The organism is Arsenicicoccus sp. UBA2120, from assembly GCF_002330965.1.
Lineage (GTDB): Bacteria > Actinomycetota > Actinomycetes > Actinomycetales > Dermatophilaceae > Arsenicicoccus > Arsenicicoccus bolidensis.
Genome location: NZ_DCYC01000091.1, coordinates 1 through 15,985, shown reverse-complemented (window position 1 = coordinate 15,985; position 15,985 = coordinate 1). Strand labels below are relative to the sequence as shown.

Below are 15,985 nucleotides of genomic sequence, written 5' to 3'. Positions count from 1 at the left end.
CGGGATGTGACCACTCGGCGTCTGAGGCCCCTCAGCTGCCGGAGCTGCGGCCCAGGGCGGGGCCTTGACCGGGCACCAGACCCTGCTGGTCCTGCTGGTCGAGCTGGTCCTGCTGGTCGAGCTGGCCCTGCTGGTCGACCTGGCCTTGCGACCGACCGGGTATGCCGGGCAGCTGCTGCACGCCACCTTGCTGCTGGAGCTGCTGGGGCTGCACCTGCTGGGCGGTCTGAGGCTGCTGCCCGGACGCGGCAGCCGCCCCACCCTGCGCGGCGACGATGCCGCCGACGGCGGCCGCGACGCCCACGCCGGTGCCGGCGAGGACCGCGGTGGCGGTGCGGATCGACTGCGAACCGCGAGACCTGGTGCTCATGAGAGGTTCTCCTGGGGGGTGCTGGTGACGGCGCTGGTGAGGGTGCCGGGGGCGGGGTTGTGGGTCGCGGGGTCGGCCTTGGCGCAGACGAGCCGGCCGTCAGGCGTCCGGGGCTCCGGGATCTCGACGAGCCTCGGCGCGGTCCGACGCACCGCCCTGGACGACGGCGCCCGGCCCACGAGCCGGTAGCCGAGGGCTCCCCCGACGGCCGCGCAGCAGACGATGGCGGTGAGCCGCAGCCACCAGGTGGCGGAGTCGGTGCCCCCGCCCACGGAGTGCAGCACCGCGACCGGCCACATCGCGTAGGCGAGCCAGTGCAGCCCCCGCCATACGGCGTAGGACAGGTGCTTGCGGACCAGGCTGCTCACGACGACCACGAGCAGCAGGTCGACGGCGAGCGTCCCGAGGCCCCACCACAGGGGGTTGGCCGCGTTGAGGAAGGGGACGAGCAGGTCCACGGCATTGAGCTGGGCCTCGGAGTCCAGCCACAGCGAGAGGACGTGCAGGACCAGGAATCCCGTAGCGGCCAGCGAGGCCCGCCGGTGGATCTCGGTGAGCGCGAACCTCGGCAGCTCGCGGTGCCGGAAGCCGCCGCTGGTCAGGATCCCCAGCACCATCGACACGGTGAGCAGCACGAGGGTGCTGACGCCGGTGCCGCGGCCGAGGGCCCAGAGTGCTTCGTTCATGACGCGACCGCCGCACCGGACGTGCGGGCCTGCTGCTCGGTCACACCCTCGGCGTCCGCGGGCCAGCCCCCGACGTAGGTCACGTCACCCTGCAGGTCGAGCAGCCGGGCCTGCACCTGGGCGCCGGCCAGCAGCCCGGGGGCGGTCGGGCCTGTGACCAGGGCGGCGGTCGACCAGGCGTTGGCGAGGACGCAGCTCGGGGCGGCGACGCTGGCCGAGGACCAGTGCGGCACGACAGGGAGCGACGTGGCGGGGTCGAGGATGTGGTTGAGCTCGCGGCCCTCGACCTGCCAGCGGCGTCGGCGCGTCGAGGAGGTGGCCATCGACCAGCCGGACGGCAGGCTGACCAGGGCGGCGGGGTCGTCGGGCAGGTCCTGCACGGACACCGTCCAGCCAGGGGCGGGAGCGGGTCCGGCCGTGGCGATATCACCACCGAGCGCCACCAGCACGCCGGTGCCGAGCTGCTCGGCGACGATGCGGGCGCACCGGTCCGCGGCCCAGGCCTTGGCGGTCGCGCCGAGGTCGAGCGTGACGTCGGCGGGGACGGTGACGGTGCCGGCCGCGCGGTCGATCCGCACCCGACGCCACCCGGGTGCCGGACGCTCGACGAGGCGGATCGTGCCGTGCGCGGTCGGGATCACCCGGCCGACGCCCTCCAGGTCGCGGCCGTAGCCCAGCCGCTCCAGCGCGGTGCCCACCGTCGGGTCGCAGGCGCCGTGCGTGACGACGGCCGCGGCGACGGCGGCCTCGGTCAGCGCGAGCATGGTCGGGCTCACCCGGACGGGTCGGCCGCCGGACCGGGCCAGCCGCGCGACCTCGGAGTCGTGGCGGAACCTGCTGGCTGCCAGCTCGACCCCCTGCAGCTCGTGGTCCACGAGGCGCTTGGCGGCGGGCAGCGCGCGCTCCTCGGACGTGACGAGGCGCATGGTGGTCGACCACAGGGCCCACTCGAGGGCGGGTCCGCGGGGGTGGGAGATCGTCTGCATGGCAGGGCCTTTCGAGGTCTGGTGGGTATGCCGTCAGCTGCCCGACGAGTGGGCCGCCGGTGCCCCCTGGGCCGCGGTCAGGCCCGAGGACGACGCGCCGTCCGTGCTGCTAGCGCTGTCAGCGGCGTCAGCGACGTCAGCGGTGTCAGCGGTGGATGTCGAGCTGGAGGAGGAGATGGAGCCGGTCGTCTGGCCGGCCACCTGCGAGGAGGCCGCGACGGTCGAGGCGGGCGCGGACGAGTCGTCAGGGATCGTCGTCAGGCCGATGGCCGCTGCGGCGACGGCCACTCCCACGCCGGTCAGGGTCGCGGTGGCCTGGCGGATGCGGCGGGCACCGGTCCGCCGGACGGCGTTCACGACACCACCTGGCGGATGTCGTCGAGGCTCGTGACGGTCCCCGCGAACCGGCGGTTGGTCCCTCCGCCATACGACGCCGTCTCCGGGGCCTGCGTGGTGACCGCGACGGTGCGGTGGCCGGCCCGCGGGCCGGGCGCAGCCTGTGCTGCGGCCGCACCGCCGACGAGCATCATGGCGGCGAGGGCGGGCGCGGCGGCCAGCCTCGATCGACCGAGTGCGCTGAATCCCATGGCGTGCTCCTTGATCTCGTGGGTTCCGTGCTGCGTTGTCCTCACTTCATCGCGCGGCTCTGTGGCGGTCGTTGGTCGTCTCTGTGCCCTTCCTGTGAGGGCTTCGCGTGGGAGAGTGAGCCGTATGCCGAACCGTCCCCGCGTCTTCGCGACCGACTTCGACGGGACGCTGCTGCGCACCGACGGCACGCTGTCGCCGCGCACCGCGTCCGCCATCGCCGCCGCCGAGGCCGCGGGCTGCACGGTGATCGTGGTGACGGCCCGACCACCGCGGTGGATGAAGGCCTTTCGCGAGCAGGTGGGCGCGCACGGCGTGGTGCTCTGCAGCAACGGGGCATTCGTCTACGACGCTCACGTCGACGCCGTGGTGGCGGAGCAGACCATCCCCGCCGAAGTCACGCTGGACGTGGCGTCACGGCTGCGAGCTTCCTTGCCGGGCATCGGCTTCGGCGTCGAGGGGCGGTCCGGGCTCGGCATCGAGCCGGCGCTGCGGGACCTGCGGGCTCCGGACGGCACCGTGGTCGACGACGCCCGCCGGGTGGCCGTCCTGGAGGAGCTGCTCGAGGACGAGCTCCCGGGCAAGCTCATCGCCCGGCACCCCCGGCTCGGGCCCGAGGAGTTCGTCGAGCGGGCGACGGCGCTCGTGGGCGAGGACGTGCACCTGGCCTACTCCGGCGCTCCGGGACTGGCCGAGATGACCGCCCTCGGCGTCACGAAGGCCACTGCCCTGCAACGCTGGTGCGCCGACCACGACGTGTCGTCGGCCGAGGTCTGGACCTTCGGCGACATGCCCAACGACGTGCCGATGCTGAGCTGGGCCGGTCGCAGCTTTGCCGTCGCGGGGGCGCATCCCGCTGCGGTGGAGGCGGCGTCGGACGGGTGCGCGGCCAACGACGAGGACGGGGTCGCCCGCATCATCGAGGCCGCACTCACCCCCTGACCCCTGCTCCCAAGATCGTGAGTGTTTGCTCCAAGAATGTTGGACGAAACGCTCACGATCGTGGAGGGGCGGGGGTGGGGGTGGGGGTGCGCGAGGCCGACACGACCCACTCGGTGACGCGGTCCAGGACGGCCGAGTCGATCCGCCACCGCTGCCAGTAGAGCGGGACCAGCACGTCGTGCCCGGGCGCCACCTCCACCAGGTCGTCGCGTCGCCCCAGCTGCGCGACCGGCAGCGCGCCCCACCCCAGCCCGCACCGCACCGCCATCGCGAAGTCCTCGGTCGACGGCACGGTGTGCACGAGTCCCGTTGCGGTCACGCCGAGCTCGCGCAGCACGCCGTCCTGCAGGTCGTCCTTGTCGTTGAACCTCACCACCGGCATCCGGGACAGGTCTCGCTCGTGCCGCTCCCACAGCCACCGGGTCGCGACCGGGACGTAGCGCATCGGTAGCAGCTCGGTGACCGAGCAGCCCTGCACCGCAACGGGGTCGGCGGTCAGAGCGGCGAGAACCCTTCCGGCGCGGAGCAGCTCGAGGCTGTGGTCCTGGTCCTCGACGTGCAGCTCGAGGCCGATGTCACCGGCCTCGGCCGCCTCGACGAGGACGTCCCGCGCCCACGTGGCGAGCGAGTCCGCGTTGAGGGCGATCGCGATGGTGGTCGCGGTCGACTGGGCGGTGAGCGCGGCGCCTGCCTCGGCCTCGAGGAGCGCCAGCTGCCGCGCCATACGGACCAGGACCTCGCCGGTCGAGGTGGGCCGGCAGGGCCGGGTGCGCTGCACGACGACCTGGCCGACCCGGCGCTCCAGGGCCTTGATGCGCTGGCTGACCGCCGAGGGCGTCACTCGCAGCTCGTCCGCCGCCGCCTCGAAGCTGCCCTCGTCGACCACGGCGAGCAGGGCGGCGAGCTGGTGGGAGTCCGCATGCATGAAGTCACTCTAATGATTCCGTAGGAACTGTCGTTGGACTGCATCGCGTGCCCGGCCTAGCGTCGTCGTCATGTCTCCCGTGCACAGCGCAGCCGTCGGCCTCCTCACCGGACTCGGTCTGATCGTGGCCATCGGCGCCCAGAACGCCTTCGTGCTGCGACAGGGACTGCTCCGGCAGCACGTCGGCGTGATCGTCGCGATCTGCGCGCTGTCCGACGCCGTGCTGATCCTCGCGGGCGTCGCGGGCGTGGGCGCCCTCATCACCTCCCACCCGACCGTCGTCACGCTGGCCCGCTGGGGCGGCGCGATCTTCTTGGTGCAGTTCGGGATCCGCACCGCCCTGGCCGCCCGCCACCCGGGCAGCCTCACCGCCGAGGAGCGCGGCGTCGACGGCCTGCGAGCCGCGGTGATGACCACGGTGGCCTTCACCTGGCTCAACCCGCACGTCTATCTCGACACGGTCGTCATGCTCGGGTCGCTGTCCGCCACGCACGGGCGGGACGGGCGGTGGTGGTTCGGGCTCGGGGCGATGGCCGGGTCGCTGCTGTGGTTCACCGCCCTCGGGTATGGCGCCCGCTGGTTGCGGCCACTGTTCGCCAAGCCCCGGGCGTGGCAGGTCCTGGACCTGGTGATCGCCGTCGTGATGATCGCGCTCGGCGTGAGCCTCGTCGTCGGCGCCTGACCCGTCGCGTCTGCCGTCAGGCCGTCAGCCGTCGTGCCGTGAGGCCGTGAGGCCGTGAGGCCGTCAGCGCAGGAGCCCCTGCTCCCGCGCCACCGCCACGGCGGCCGTCCGCGAGTCCACCCCGAGCTTGTCGAAGACGTGGACCAGGTGGGTCTTGACGGTGGCCTCGCTGATCAGCAGCTCGCGCGCGATCTCGCGGTTGCTGTGGCCCGCCGCGACGCGCGCGAGCACCTGCGCCTCGCGGTCGGACAACGCCGGGCGCGGGTCCCGCATGTGCCCGACCAGCACCTCGGCCGCGCGCGGCGCCAGGACCGTCTCCCCCCGGGCCGCACGCTCGACAGCGGCGACCAGCGTGGCGGGCGGCGTGTCCTTGAGCAGGTAGCCCGCCGCCCCCGCCTCGACCGCGCGGACGATGTCGGCGTCGGTGTCGTAGGTCGTGAGGATCAGCACACGCGGACCGTCCGGGTCGGCGCGCAGCGCGCGGGTGGCGGCGACCCCGTCGAGCCCCGCGCCGAGCTGCAGGTCCATGAGGACGACGTCGGGCCGCCGGGCGCGCGCCACGACGAGCGCCTCCTCGCCGGAGGCGGCCTCGCCCACCACGTCGACCTGGGCGTCGACCGCCAGCAGGGCGCGCAGCCCGGCCCGCACGACCGGGTGGTCGTCGACGACCAGGACGCGCACGGTCATGGCTGCTCCTGCCGGTGAGGGGTCGAGAGGGGGACGGTAGCCGCGATCGCGGTGCCGTCGCCAGGGGCTGACTCGACGTCGAGCCGCCCGCCCAGCTCGGTGAGGCGCGAGCGCATCGCGCGCAGACCGAATCCCGTGCCTCCCAGCGGCGCCGACGCCAGCCGGGACTCGTCGAAGCCCCTCCCGTCGTCGAGGACGTCCAGCGAGACGGAGGTGTCGGCATACGAGATGGTGACGACGACCCGAGAGGCGCCGGAGTGGAGGCGCACGTTGGCGAGCGCCGACTGGGCCACGCGCAGGAGCGCGACCTCGACCGTGGTCGGGATGGTCCGGGCGTCGCCGTCGACGTGCAGGGTCGTGCGTATGCCGGACTGCGCGCCCAGCCGCTCGAGGAGCCGCCCGATCGCGGCGGGCAACGGCGCCTGCTCCAGCGCGGACGGCGTGAGGGCGGCGACGACGCGGCGGGCCTCCTCGAGGTTGTCGACGGCGGTGGCCTCGATCTGCGCGAGCAGGGGTTCGCGCGAGGCGGGGTCGGCCGCGGCGGCGCGGGACAGCAGCACGATCGAGCTCAGGCCCTGGGCGAGGGTGTCGTGGATGTCGCGGGCGATGCGGGTGCGCTCGGTGGCGACCCCCGCCTCGCGCTGGGTGGCGGCGAGCTCGTCGTGCACGGCCACCAGGTCGTCCTGGGCGGCGACGAGCTGCTCGACGAGGCGCCGTCGGTCCTCGCTCTCGCGGAGCACCCGCAGGTAGGCGGCACCCGTCCCGATCGCGACCAGCGCCCCGAGCACCGGCCCGAGCACCATGCCGGCGCGCAGCGACTCCGGGCCGGCACCGCGCAGCTGCGCGACGACCACCACCGCGGTCATCAGGGCTGCGAGCGGGTGGGCGACCAGGGGCGGCAGCACCAGGACGCCGATGAGGATGAACGGGAAGGCCAGCCAGGAGAACTCGGGCGACACCACCAGCACGACCACGGCCCAGAGCGCCACGAGGACGCCCATCCACACCAGCGCCGACGAGCGCGGTCGGCCTCGCTCGCCTTCAGCGGCAGGCGGGGACGCAGGCGGGGACGCAGGCGCGGGTGCGGGTCGCCGGGCCAGGCCGGCGCCGACGGCATACCAGCCGAGCAGGACCATCGAGGCGAGGGTGACGAGGGCGGGCGAGGACCCGAGGACCAGGCCACGCACCGCGGCGACGGCGAGCAGCACCACGACCAGACCGTGCAGCGCCCCCTGGAGGCGCCGCACGGTCGGCGGGTGAGGGTCCGAGGTCATGGCCTCGAGGCTAGCCGTCGCGGCCACCACAGCCGCTCACCGGCGGCCGCGAGGACGGCGGGCACGACCAGCGTGCGGACCAGCAGCGTGTCGATCAGCACGCCGAGCCCGACGATGAGCCCGAGCTGACCGAGGGTGACGAGCGGCAGCACCCCGAGCGCCGCGAACACCGCCGCCAGCACGATCCCCGCGCTGGTGATCACGCCTCCGGTCGCGCCGACCGCGCGCACGACGCCCTCGTGGATGCCGTGGTCCTGCGCCTCGTGCAGGGTGCGGTGCGCGAGGAAGATCGTGTAGTCGATCCCCAGCGCCACCAGGAACAGGAAGGACAGCAGCGGCACGAGCACGTCCAGCCCCGGGAAGCCGAAGGCCGTCCGGCCGATCCAGGTCCCGAGCCCGATGGCGGCCAGCGCGCTGATCACGTTGACCCCCAGCAGGATCAGCGGTGCGACGACCGCGCGCAGCAGGGCCACCAGGACGAGCAGCACCACGAGCAGGATGAGCGGGGCCACGAGCGTGAGGTCGTGACGAGCGCCCACCTCGGCGTCGACCTGGCGGGCGGTCTGGCCCCCGACGACCGCGTCGGACCCGGGCACGGCGTGCACCGCGTCGCGCAGCCCGCGGACGACGTCCTGCGCTGCGGCAGAGTCGGGTTCGGCGCTGCCGACGACCATGGTGCGGGTCCACCCGTCGTGCTCGGCGACGGGCTGGACGCGGACCACCCCGGCCGTATGCCGGGCCGCCTCGGCCACGCGGGGTGCGGCCTCGGTGCGGCTGACCACCGTCATCGGGGCGCTCTCGCCCTGGGGGTAGTGACGCGCGAGCGTCTGCAGCCCGGCCGAGGACTCGGAGGCGACACGGAACTGCTCGGTCTGCGACAGCCCGACGCGCGTGCCGACGAGCCCGCTCGCCATGACGGCGGCCACGACGAGGCTGACGGCGAGGACCGGCACCGGGCGGGAGGTGACGGCGCGCGCCACGCGGGCCCACGGCCCGGTCGTCGAGGCGTCGGCGTCACCGACGCGAGGGACGAACGGCCAGAACAGCGTCCGCCCGCACATGGCGAGCGCTGCGGGGAGCACCACCAGCGCGAACGCCGCCGCGATCAGGAGACCCGCCGCCGACGTGGGGCCGAGACCCCGCGTGCCGGGCAGCACGGCCAGCACGAGCGTGAGCAGGGACAGGACGACGGTGACGTTGGAGGCGAGCACCGCCGGGCCGGTCGCCACGAGGGCGTCGCGCAGCGCGACCCGGTGGTCGTCGCTGCGACGCAGCTCCTCGCGGTAGCGCGAGATCAGCAGCAGCGCATAGTTGGTCCCGGCGCCGAAGACGAGGACGCTGACGATCCCGCTGTCGAAGCTGAGGCTCCACGCCTGGCCGATCGCCTTGGCCACCACGCCCGCCAGGCCGTCCGCCAGGGCGACGACCACCAGCGGCACCAGCCACAGCACCGGGGAGCGATAGGTCAGCAGGAGCAGCAGCGCGACGATCCCGATCGTGACGGCGAGCAGGCGCAGGTCGGCGCCGTCGAAGGCGCCCGCCACGTCCGCGCCGAACGCCGGCCCGCCGGTCACCTGGGCCCGCAGCCCCGGTGCCCCAGCGGTCCCCGCCGTCGCGGGTCCGTCCCCCGCCGTCGCCGCTCCGGGCCGCGCGATCGCGGCTCGCATCGCCTTGACGTCGGTGGCGATCTCGGTGTTGGGACGGTCCGCCCGCACCGGGATGCTCACCAGCACCGCACGACCGTCCTGCGAGGGGATCGGGCGCGACGCCCGCTGCCCGACGCTGCCCGCCGCGGCAGTGCCCACACGCTGTGCGGCTGCGAGATCGCCCGCTGCGAGGGGGCGCTCGTCATACCGCGTCATCACCACCATCACGGGGCTGAGCTCGCTGCCGGGGAAGCCGGCGAGCAGCGCCGCGGTCCGGGCGGACTCGGAGTCCGGCGGCAGCGTCTCGTCGGCGCGACCGATCTCGGCGCCCCGCAGGACACCCATGAGGGCCGTGGTGACCAGGACGGCGAGCACGAGGGTGACCCAGGCACCACGGCGGGAGGTCACGGCGTCCGCCAGGCGCCGCCAGGGCCCCCGGCTCGATCCGCCCGAGGGCGCCGGGGTGCGACGCCCCGGGGTCGGCGTCGACGGACGCGTCGCGGACGGTTCCGGCGACAGGTTCGGGGTCGGGCCCGGCTTGGAGCTCGGGTTCGGGTCGGCGGCATGGCGCTGGGTGCGGGTGGTCATCTGGTCCTCGGACGCTCGGTCTGCGGCGCCGGTGCGGCGCCACCACCAGCGTCGACCCGGTCCGGGCGCCGGGCATCGGCCGCGGGTGGGGCCGCGGCGTCATACCTTTGGTTGACCCCACCGAAGGACGTGACGATGCCCCACACCCCGCCCCTCGACCGCTTGCACGACGCCGACCGCCGAGGCTTCGCCAGCGACAACTACGCCGGCGTGCACCCCGAGGTCCTCGAGGCCCTCGCCACCGCCAACGGCGGGCACGTCGGGTCCTACGGCGCGGACCCCTACACCGAGGCGCTGCAGGACGTCGTCCGCGGTCACTTCGGCGAGAACGCCTCGTGCTGGCCGACGTTCAACGGCACCGGGGCGAACGTCGTTGCGCTGTCGGCGATGACGGACCGCTGGGACTCGGTCATCTGCTCCTCGCACGCCCACATCCACACCGACGAGTGCGGCGCCCCGGAGAAGGTCGCCGGCATCAAGATCGTCGACGTCGAGTCCCCCGACGGGCGCCTCACCCCGGAGCGGATCGACCGCGAGGCCTACGGATTCGGCTTCGAGCACCACGCGCAGCCGCGCGTCGTCAGCGTCACCCAGTCGACCGAGGTCGGCACCCTCTACACCCCCGACCAGCTGCGCGCCGTGTGCGAGCACGCCCACGCGCTGGGCATGTTCGTCCACCTCGACGGTGCCCGCATCGCCAACGCCGCTGCGGCGCTGAGCTGCTCGCTCGCCGACCTCACCACGGACGTGGGCGTCGACGTCGTCTCGCTCGGCGGCACCAAGGCCGGCCTCATGGGCGTCGAGGCCGTGGTCGTCGTCAACCCGGACGCCGTGCGACGCCTGGAGTTCGTGCGCAAGCTGTCCACCCAGCTGCCGTCCAAGATGCGCTTCATGTCGGCCCAGCTGCTCACGCTCTACGCCGGGGACCTGTGGCTCGAGTCCGGGCGCCACGCCAACGCCATGGCCCGGCGCCTCGGCGAGGCTCTGCGCGGCATCGAAGGGGTCACCGTCACCCAAGAGGTCGCCGCCAACGCCGTGTTCGCGGTGCTGCCGCCGCAGGTCACGCTGCGGATGCGGGCGCGCTACCCCTTCTACGTGTGGAAGGAGGCGACCGGCGAGGTGCGCCTGATGTGCTCGTGGGACACCACCGAGGGCGACGTCGACGGGTTCGCCGAGGCCCTGCGCGCCGAGATGTCCGTCACAGCCTGACCCCACCCCCGCCCACCGGTCACTTCCCGACACCCTGCCCCGTCGTTGTCTGACCGGTCGGGCGATGTGGGGGGCTCCCGAGGCGGGCGGTTCCGGCATACGGTGAGGACCGAACTGGCCGGTAGGCCCGACCGAAGGAGCGAGATGGACACCGATGTCATCGTCGTGGGAGCCGGCCTCGCCGGTCTCGTCGCCGCGTGCGAGATCGCGAGCGCGGGCCGGCAGGTGCTGCTGCTGGACCAGGAGGGCGAGCAGTCGCTCGGCGGGCAGGCCTACTGGTCCTTCGGCGGGCTGTTCCTCGTGGACAGCCCCGAGCAGCGGCGGCTGCGGATCAAGGACACCGAGGAGCTGGCCTGGCAGGACTGGGAGGGCACCGCGGGGTTCGACCGGCCGGAGGACCACTGGGCGCGGGAGTGGGCTCGCGCCTACGTGAGCTTCGCTGCGGGAGACAAGCGTTCGTGGCTGCACCAGATGGGGCACCGGCTCTTCCCCGTCGTGGGGTGGGCCGAGCGCGGCGGCTACAACGCCCTCGGGCCCGGCAACTCGGTCCCCCGCTTCCACATCACCTGGGGCACCGGCCCGGGCATCGTGGAGCCGTTCGAGCGGCGCATCCGCGACCTGGCGCACCGCGGCCTCGTGCGGTTCGGCTTCCGCCACCGCGTGGACTCGCTGATCGTCGAGGGCGGCGAGCCCGGTCGCGGCGGCGAGGTCGTCGGGGTGCGCGCCTCGGTCCTCGCTCCCGACGACGCGGACCGCGGCCGCCCGACCAACCGGACCGTGCTGCAGGACAAGGAGATCCGCGCGCAGGCCGTCATCATCACCACCGGCGGCATCGGCGGCGACCACGACCTCGTGCGCGCCGCCTGGCCCGAGCGGCTCGGCACCCCGCCGCGCCGCATGGTGACCGGCGTCCCCGCCCACGTCGACGGCCGCGGCATCGGCATCGCCCAGGCCGCGGGTGGTCGCCTCATCCACCCCGACCGCATGTGGCACTACACCGAGGGCGTGCACAACTGGGACCCGATCTGGCCGGGCCACGGCATCCGGATCCTCCCCGGCCCCTCGTCCCTGTGGCTCGACGCGACCGGGCGCCGCCTGCCGGTCCCGCTCTACCCCGGGTTCGACACGATGGGGACGCTCGCGCACCTGCAGCAGGTCGGCGCAGACCACAGCTGGTTTGTGCTCGACAAGACCATCGCCGGCAAGGAGTTCACGCTCTCCGGCCAGGAGCAGAACCTCGACCTCACCGGCCGCTCCTGGCGCGGCGTCGCCTCCCGGGCGCGCACCGACATGCCCCCGTCGGTGCAGGCCTTCCTCGACCACGGCGAGGACTTCGTGCAGGCGAGCACGCTGGACGAGCTCATCGCGCGCATGGTCGCGCTCGAGCCGGGCGGCGGGCTGGACCCCGAGCAGGTGCGCCGTGAGGTGCGCGCCCGCGACCGCGAGATCGTCAACCCGTTCAGCAAGGACAGCCAGGTCACGCACATCCACGGCTCGCGACGGTTCCTCGGGGACAAGCTGATCCGCACCGTCCCGCCCCACCGCCTCGAGGACCCCGAGCACGGCCCGATGATCGCGGTGCGGCTGTCCACCCTCACGCGCAAGACGCTCGGCGGCCTCGAGACGGACCTGTCCGCGCGGGTCCTCAGCGCGTCCGGCTCGCCGGTCCCAGGCCTGTATGCCGCGGGCGAGGCCGCCGGTTTCGGCGGGGGCGGCATGCACGGCTACCGCGCGCTCGAGGGGACCTTCCTCGGCGGCTGCCTGTTCAGCGGACGGGCAGCCGGCCGGGCCGCCGCCATGGCGACCGGCTGATCCTGTCCGTATGCCGGGAGCCCACCCTCACGCCGCGTGACCTGAACGGTCCAATCCCGGCGACATCGCGGGAGGCGGTCACAGCACGTCACCGCCTCCCAAGATTCTCCCGGGGAGGTCTGGCGCCGACACCCGTTCGGGCGCAAGGATGGCCGCGTCGGCATGGGGTGCGGGGGGCCTCCACGCACCTGGGGGACCGACATCGAACACCGGGGAGCAGACCATGTCACTCACTCGCCCGGCCGCTGCCGCCGCAGCGGTCCTGATCACCGCCGGCGGCGGTCTCGTCGCCGCCTCACCGTCCGGGGCAGCACCCGCCGCCTCCCGCAGCGCGCTCGGCCTCACGACCGCCGCCACCACCACTGCCACGACCTCTGTCACGACCTCTGTCACGGCCGGCAGCGCCATCGGCCGGTCGCCCAAGGACGACGCCAAGACGGCCTCGGCCCTGCGCGCCATGGCCTCGCCCAAGGTCACGTGGACCCGCTGCGGCTCGGGCCTGCAGTGCGCCACCCTCGAGGTGCCCCTCGACTACAACGACCCGACGCTGGGCACCACCAGGCTCTCGATCAGCCGTCGCCCCGCCGACAACCCGTCCCAGCGCATCGGCTCCCTCTTCACCAACCCCGGCGGACCCGGTGGCCCCGCCACGCAGACCGTCGGCTACTTCGCCAAGGACCTGGGCGCGCAGGTGCGCAAGCGGTTCGACATCGTCGGGGTGGGCCCGCGCGGCATCGAGGGCCAGGACCTGGCCATGTGCTTCGGCAAGCCGGGCGAGCAGATTCCGCAGCTCGACGAGCACGCGTTCCCCTTGTGGGACAAGGAGTTCGCGCAGCACCTGGCCTACGACCGCGCCTATCGCAAGACCTGCGCCACCGCCATGCCGCGCATCCTCAAGCACATGTCGACCGCCGACACCGCTCGCGACATGGACCTCGCCAGGCGCGCGCTCGGCGACAAGCAGATCAGCTACTACGGCATCTCCTACGGCAGCTACCTCGGTGCGACATACGCCGCTCTGTATCCCAACAACATCCGAGCCCTCGTCGTGGACGGCGTCCTCGACCCCGTCGCGTGGGCGACCGGCCGCGGTGGGGAGCACCGCACCAAGCCGGTCACCGAGCGGCTCAAGTCTCACCTCGGGGCGCACGAGGCGCTGATGTCGGCGTTCACCGAGTGCGAGCGCGGCGGGACAAGCCTCTGTGCGGAGGCCAAGACGGTCCGCAAGGACTGGGAGGCCATCCTCGCCACCCTGTCCAAGGGCCCGGTCGACATGGGCGATGGCAACTACCTGCGCTACGACGACGTGATCGGCCTCGCGCTGCAGGTGCTCTACTCCGCCGACGACATCCCGCAGCTGATGCCCTTGATCACCGAGCTGCGCCAGGCGGTGGCCCCCACGACGCCGAAGAAGCCCGCTCGCAAGGCATCTGGCTCGGCCACCGCGGACGGCAACGGCACGGCGGGCGCCACGGCGACGCCCAAGGTGGCCGTGGCACGGCTCAAGGCCCTGGCCGCCAAGGTCGACCGGGAGCACCCGACGCCCGCGCCCCTGTCGGACTCCACCGCACCCAAGGACGCGCACCGCATCAACGGCCCGCTCATGTCGGCCGGCGCGCTGCGCTCGGCCCCGGTCACGTCCGCGTCCTCGTCCTCGTCCGCTCCCGCCGCGGAGGAGCCTCCCGGCGAGCCCGAGGCCCCCGTCTACTCGGCCGGCTTCCACGGCGTGCTGTGCTCCGACTCGCTCAACCCGCAGGACCCGAAGGCCTGGATCACCGCCGACCGCCGCGTCAAGTGGCAGGCACCCGGCTTCGGTCCGGCATGGCTGTGGTCCTCGAGCGTGTGCGCGGGCTGGCCGGGGATGAACCCCGACGCCTACCGCGGACCGTTCACCAAGGCCACCTCGACGCCCGTCCTCATCATCGGCAACCACCACGACCCGGCGACGCCCTACAGCGGCGCCGTGGCCTACCGCAAGGAGCTCAAGACCTCCCGCCTGATCACCCTGACCAACGGCTACGGCCACGGGGCGCTCGGCGTGAGCACCTGCGTCGACAAGCTCCGCACGCAGTACCTCGTCAACCGGCTCGTGCCCGCGTCCGACACGAGCTGCAAGCCCGACCACCCGCTGTTCACCCGCCTCGACTGACCTCGTCCGCCGCGCGCGGACGAGTCAGGTGACCCGGCGGGGCACCACGGGCGGTCCAGCACCCAGCTGTGACCGCCCCAGGTGCCCCGTCGGGTCACTTCCCGTCGGGACCCCCGCCGCCTCGGCGCCCCGGGCGCCCCCACGGGTCACTTCCCGTCGCCAACCCGCCTCCTCGGCGCCCCCTCCGCCCCGACCGGTCACTTCCCGTCGCCAACCCGGCGGCCTCCGCACATCGCCCGCCCCGACAGGTCACTTCCCGTCGGGAGACCCCCGAGTATCGGCTCCCCGTGGCCCCGACGGGTCACTTCCCGTCGGGCGCCCCGGAACCCCACCGCCTCGGTCAGAGCCCCAGCGCGACCTCTTGCTCGCGCAGCGCGTTGGCCACGCGTGCCACCATCTCCGCGGGGCGGGCGAGGTCCCGGCTGGTCAGCTCCTCGACCCGGTAGTCGTGGTCACGCAGCCCCCTCACCCGGTGCAGGTCGTCGCGGCGCTGGCGGTCAGAGGTGAAGTGGTGGACGCCGTAGTACTCGACCACCAGCCGGTGACGCCGCCATAGGAAGTCGACGTACGCCAGCCAGGTGCCGTCGACGACGACCGAGACATTGAGCTCGGGCTCGGGCAGACCGGCCTCGAGGAGAAGCAGGCGACTCTTGGTCTCCGTGACCGAGTTGGACCCGGGTCGCACGTGGTGCAGCGCCCGTCGGGCCTGCACCACACCCGGAAGCCCAGGCCCAAGTGCCGCCTCGAGGTGCTCCGGCGTCCACACGCTCCGCCACCCGACAACCGCGTCCCCGAGGATCACGGTGTCGAGGAAGGAAAGGTGCGGGGCCATCTGCGCGAACAGCGCCGGTGGCGAGAGCACGCGGAGCGGGAGCCCCTCGACGTGCACCGTGTCTGCTTGGCGGCCGCCCAGGCGGTGGTCACGCACCGTGGCCAGGCGGATCCGACGCTCGCCGGGCACCAGCAGGTGGATCGGCGGACGGGGCGTCGGCGACCACTGCTGTGCGTGTGGCAGGTGGTGGACCCACAGCGCCGACTCCCCGCAGACGACGGCATCGTCGGGCACGACGCGGCTCACCGCCCCGATGTCCTCGATCACGGTCCGTGGCAGTCGTCGTCCGTGGACGCCGCGATGAGCCGCGACCAGCTGACGCCGCTGGGCACGTGTCAGGCCTAGGCGGTCCAGCTGGTCGGTGGTGTACCACTTGCCGTCCACGATCTCGGGCGGCAGGAGAGGGGTGCGCATGCCGCCAGCCTGCGCCACCCCGCCTCGGCGTAGCCCTCCTCATCCACAGGCGGGTCGACAGGTCTGTCGTCGTCCACAATCGAGCGTGATCCACGTCATACATCGAATCCCCACGGCGCCTGAGGGCCCCGACGGGTCACTTCGTGTCGGGAGCACCCCGGATATCGGCTCACTGTGGCCCTGACGGGTCACTTCCTG

The 15,985-nt window shown here is 73.6% G+C and carries 15 protein-coding genes; 5 read left to right on the top strand and 10 right to left on the bottom strand.

Annotated features, from left to right (window positions below):
- Positions 1-31: 31 nt before the first annotated feature.
- The 5 genes from B2P18_RS15640 to B2P18_RS15620 are packed head-to-tail and all read right to left on the bottom strand — an operon-like array spanning position 32 to position 2,629.
- On the bottom strand, positions 32-370 hold the full coding sequence (locus tag B2P18_RS15640; protein WP_286961508.1) for a hypothetical protein: 339 nt from the start codon (positions 368-370) through the stop codon (positions 32-34).
- Positions 367-1,056, bottom strand: coding sequence for a ferric reductase-like transmembrane domain-containing protein (locus tag B2P18_RS15635; protein ID WP_029212845.1), 690 nt, complete (start codon positions 1,054-1,056; stop codon positions 367-369). The genes B2P18_RS15640 and B2P18_RS15635 overlap by 4 nt, the downstream gene beginning before the upstream one ends.
- On the bottom strand, positions 1,053-2,042 hold the full coding sequence (locus tag B2P18_RS15630; RefSeq protein ID WP_239261499.1) for an FAD:protein FMN transferase: 990 nt from the start codon (positions 2,040-2,042) through the stop codon (positions 1,053-1,055). The genes B2P18_RS15635 and B2P18_RS15630 overlap by 4 nt, the downstream gene beginning before the upstream one ends.
- Before the next feature lie 33 nt (positions 2,043-2,075).
- Positions 2,076-2,399 carry a hypothetical protein gene (locus tag B2P18_RS15625; RefSeq protein WP_286958311.1) on the bottom strand — a complete coding sequence of 108 codons (324 nt, stop codon included), beginning with the start codon at positions 2,397-2,399 and terminating at the stop codon, positions 2,076-2,078.
- Complete coding sequence (locus B2P18_RS15620) at positions 2,396-2,629, bottom strand: hypothetical protein (protein WP_029212848.1); 234 nt, start codon at positions 2,627-2,629, stop codon at positions 2,396-2,398. Before B2P18_RS15620 ends, B2P18_RS15625 begins: the two co-directional genes overlap by 4 nt.
- Positions 2,630-2,753: 124 nt before the next feature.
- Between B2P18_RS15620 and B2P18_RS15615 the strand changes: the two genes are divergently transcribed.
- Complete coding sequence (locus tag B2P18_RS15615) at positions 2,754-3,569, top strand: HAD family hydrolase (RefSeq protein WP_029212849.1); 816 nt, start codon at positions 2,754-2,756, stop codon at positions 3,567-3,569.
- Positions 3,570-3,621: 52 nt separating this feature from the next.
- Here B2P18_RS15615 and B2P18_RS15610 read toward each other — a convergent pair whose 3' ends face one another.
- Positions 3,622-4,494 (bottom strand): ArgP/LysG family DNA-binding transcriptional regulator, encoded by an 873-nt coding sequence (locus B2P18_RS15610; protein WP_286958312.1) that lies wholly within the window; start codon positions 4,492-4,494, stop codon positions 3,622-3,624.
- A 70-nt stretch (positions 4,495-4,564) separates the two neighbouring features.
- Here B2P18_RS15610 and B2P18_RS15605 point away from each other — a divergent pair, with 70 nt between their 5' ends.
- Positions 4,565-5,176 carry a LysE/ArgO family amino acid transporter gene (locus tag B2P18_RS15605; RefSeq protein WP_286961504.1) on the top strand — a complete coding sequence of 204 codons (612 nt, stop codon included), beginning with the start codon at positions 4,565-4,567 and terminating at the stop codon, positions 5,174-5,176.
- A 63-nt stretch (positions 5,177-5,239) separates the two neighbouring features.
- On the opposite strand, the gene B2P18_RS15600 is transcribed toward B2P18_RS15605, so the two are convergent.
- From B2P18_RS15600 to B2P18_RS15590, 3 genes are read right to left on the bottom strand one after another with little or no spacing between them, the layout of a single operon-like run.
- The gene (locus B2P18_RS15600; RefSeq protein ID WP_286961502.1) at positions 5,240-5,863 is read right to left on the bottom strand and encodes a response regulator; all 624 of its coding nucleotides are present in this window, start codon (positions 5,861-5,863) and stop codon (positions 5,240-5,242) included.
- Entirely contained in the window at positions 5,860-7,137 is a 1,278-nt protein-coding gene (locus tag B2P18_RS15595; RefSeq protein WP_286961500.1) for a sensor histidine kinase, read from the bottom strand. The genes B2P18_RS15600 and B2P18_RS15595 overlap by 4 nt, the downstream gene beginning before the upstream one ends.
- The gene (locus tag B2P18_RS15590) at positions 7,134-9,371 is read right to left on the bottom strand and encodes an MMPL family transporter (RefSeq protein ID WP_286961498.1); all 2,238 of its coding nucleotides are present in this window, start codon (positions 9,369-9,371) and stop codon (positions 7,134-7,136) included. The genes B2P18_RS15595 and B2P18_RS15590 overlap by 4 nt, the downstream gene beginning before the upstream one ends.
- A 135-nt stretch (positions 9,372-9,506) precedes the next feature.
- Between B2P18_RS15590 and B2P18_RS15585 the strand changes: the two genes are divergently transcribed.
- The 3 genes from B2P18_RS15585 (at position 9,507) to B2P18_RS15575 (ending at position 14,541) form a co-directional block, all read left to right on the top strand.
- The gene (locus B2P18_RS15585) at positions 9,507-10,580 is read left to right on the top strand and encodes a threonine aldolase family protein (RefSeq protein WP_286961496.1); all 1,074 of its coding nucleotides are present in this window, start codon (positions 9,507-9,509) and stop codon (positions 10,578-10,580) included.
- Positions 10,581-10,724: 144 nt separating this feature from the next.
- Positions 10,725-12,392: an FAD-binding dehydrogenase gene (locus tag B2P18_RS15580; protein ID WP_286961495.1), complete on the top strand. Its 1,668-nt coding sequence runs from the start codon at positions 10,725-10,727 to the stop codon at positions 12,390-12,392.
- 223 nt (positions 12,393-12,615) lie between these two features.
- The gene (locus B2P18_RS15575) at positions 12,616-14,541 is read left to right on the top strand and encodes an alpha/beta hydrolase (protein WP_286961493.1); all 1,926 of its coding nucleotides are present in this window, start codon (positions 12,616-12,618) and stop codon (positions 14,539-14,541) included.
- A 340-nt stretch (positions 14,542-14,881) separates the two neighbouring features.
- Here B2P18_RS15575 and B2P18_RS15570 read toward each other — a convergent pair whose 3' ends face one another.
- A complete protein-coding gene (locus B2P18_RS15570) occupies positions 14,882-15,787 on the bottom strand; it encodes a hypothetical protein (RefSeq protein ID WP_286961491.1) in 906 nt (301 codons plus the stop codon).
- Positions 15,788-15,985 lie beyond the last annotated feature (198 nt).

What these genes read in the sequence shown, in the direction of transcription:
- B2P18_RS15590 (WP_286961498.1), bottom strand. Translation starts at nt 9,371, where the DNA reads ATGACCACCCGCACCCAGCGCCATGCCGCCGACCCGAACCCGAGCTCC.
- B2P18_RS15570 (WP_286961491.1), bottom strand. Translation starts at nt 15,787, where the DNA reads ATGCGCACCCCTCTCCTGCCGCCCGAGATCGTGGACGGCAAGTGGTAC.
- B2P18_RS15630 (WP_239261499.1), bottom strand. Translation starts at nt 2,042, where the DNA reads ATGCAGACGATCTCCCACCCCCGCGGACCCGCCCTCGAGTGGGCCCTG.
- B2P18_RS15605 (WP_286961504.1), top strand. Translation starts at nt 4,565, where the DNA reads ATGTCTCCCGTGCACAGCGCAGCCGTCGGCCTCCTCACCGGACTCGGT.
- B2P18_RS15620 (WP_029212848.1), bottom strand. Translation starts at nt 2,629, where the DNA reads ATGGGATTCAGCGCACTCGGTCGATCGAGGCTGGCCGCCGCGCCCGCC.
- B2P18_RS15615 (WP_029212849.1), top strand. Translation starts at nt 2,754, where the DNA reads ATGCCGAACCGTCCCCGCGTCTTCGCGACCGACTTCGACGGGACGCTG.
- B2P18_RS15580 (WP_286961495.1), top strand. Translation starts at nt 10,725, where the DNA reads ATGGACACCGATGTCATCGTCGTGGGAGCCGGCCTCGCCGGTCTCGTC.
- B2P18_RS15635 (WP_029212845.1), bottom strand. Translation starts at nt 1,056, where the DNA reads ATGAACGAAGCACTCTGGGCCCTCGGCCGCGGCACCGGCGTCAGCACC.
- B2P18_RS15640 (WP_286961508.1), bottom strand. Translation starts at nt 370, where the DNA reads ATGAGCACCAGGTCTCGCGGTTCGCAGTCGATCCGCACCGCCACCGCG.
- B2P18_RS15600 (WP_286961502.1), bottom strand. Translation starts at nt 5,863, where the DNA reads ATGACCGTGCGCGTCCTGGTCGTCGACGACCACCCGGTCGTGCGGGCC.
- B2P18_RS15595 (WP_286961500.1), bottom strand. Translation starts at nt 7,137, where the DNA reads ATGACCTCGGACCCTCACCCGCCGACCGTGCGGCGCCTCCAGGGGGCG.
- B2P18_RS15585 (WP_286961496.1), top strand. Translation starts at nt 9,507, where the DNA reads ATGCCCCACACCCCGCCCCTCGACCGCTTGCACGACGCCGACCGCCGA.
- B2P18_RS15610 (WP_286958312.1), bottom strand. Translation starts at nt 4,494, where the DNA reads ATGCATGCGGACTCCCACCAGCTCGCCGCCCTGCTCGCCGTGGTCGAC.
- B2P18_RS15575 (WP_286961493.1), top strand. Translation starts at nt 12,616, where the DNA reads ATGTCACTCACTCGCCCGGCCGCTGCCGCCGCAGCGGTCCTGATCACC.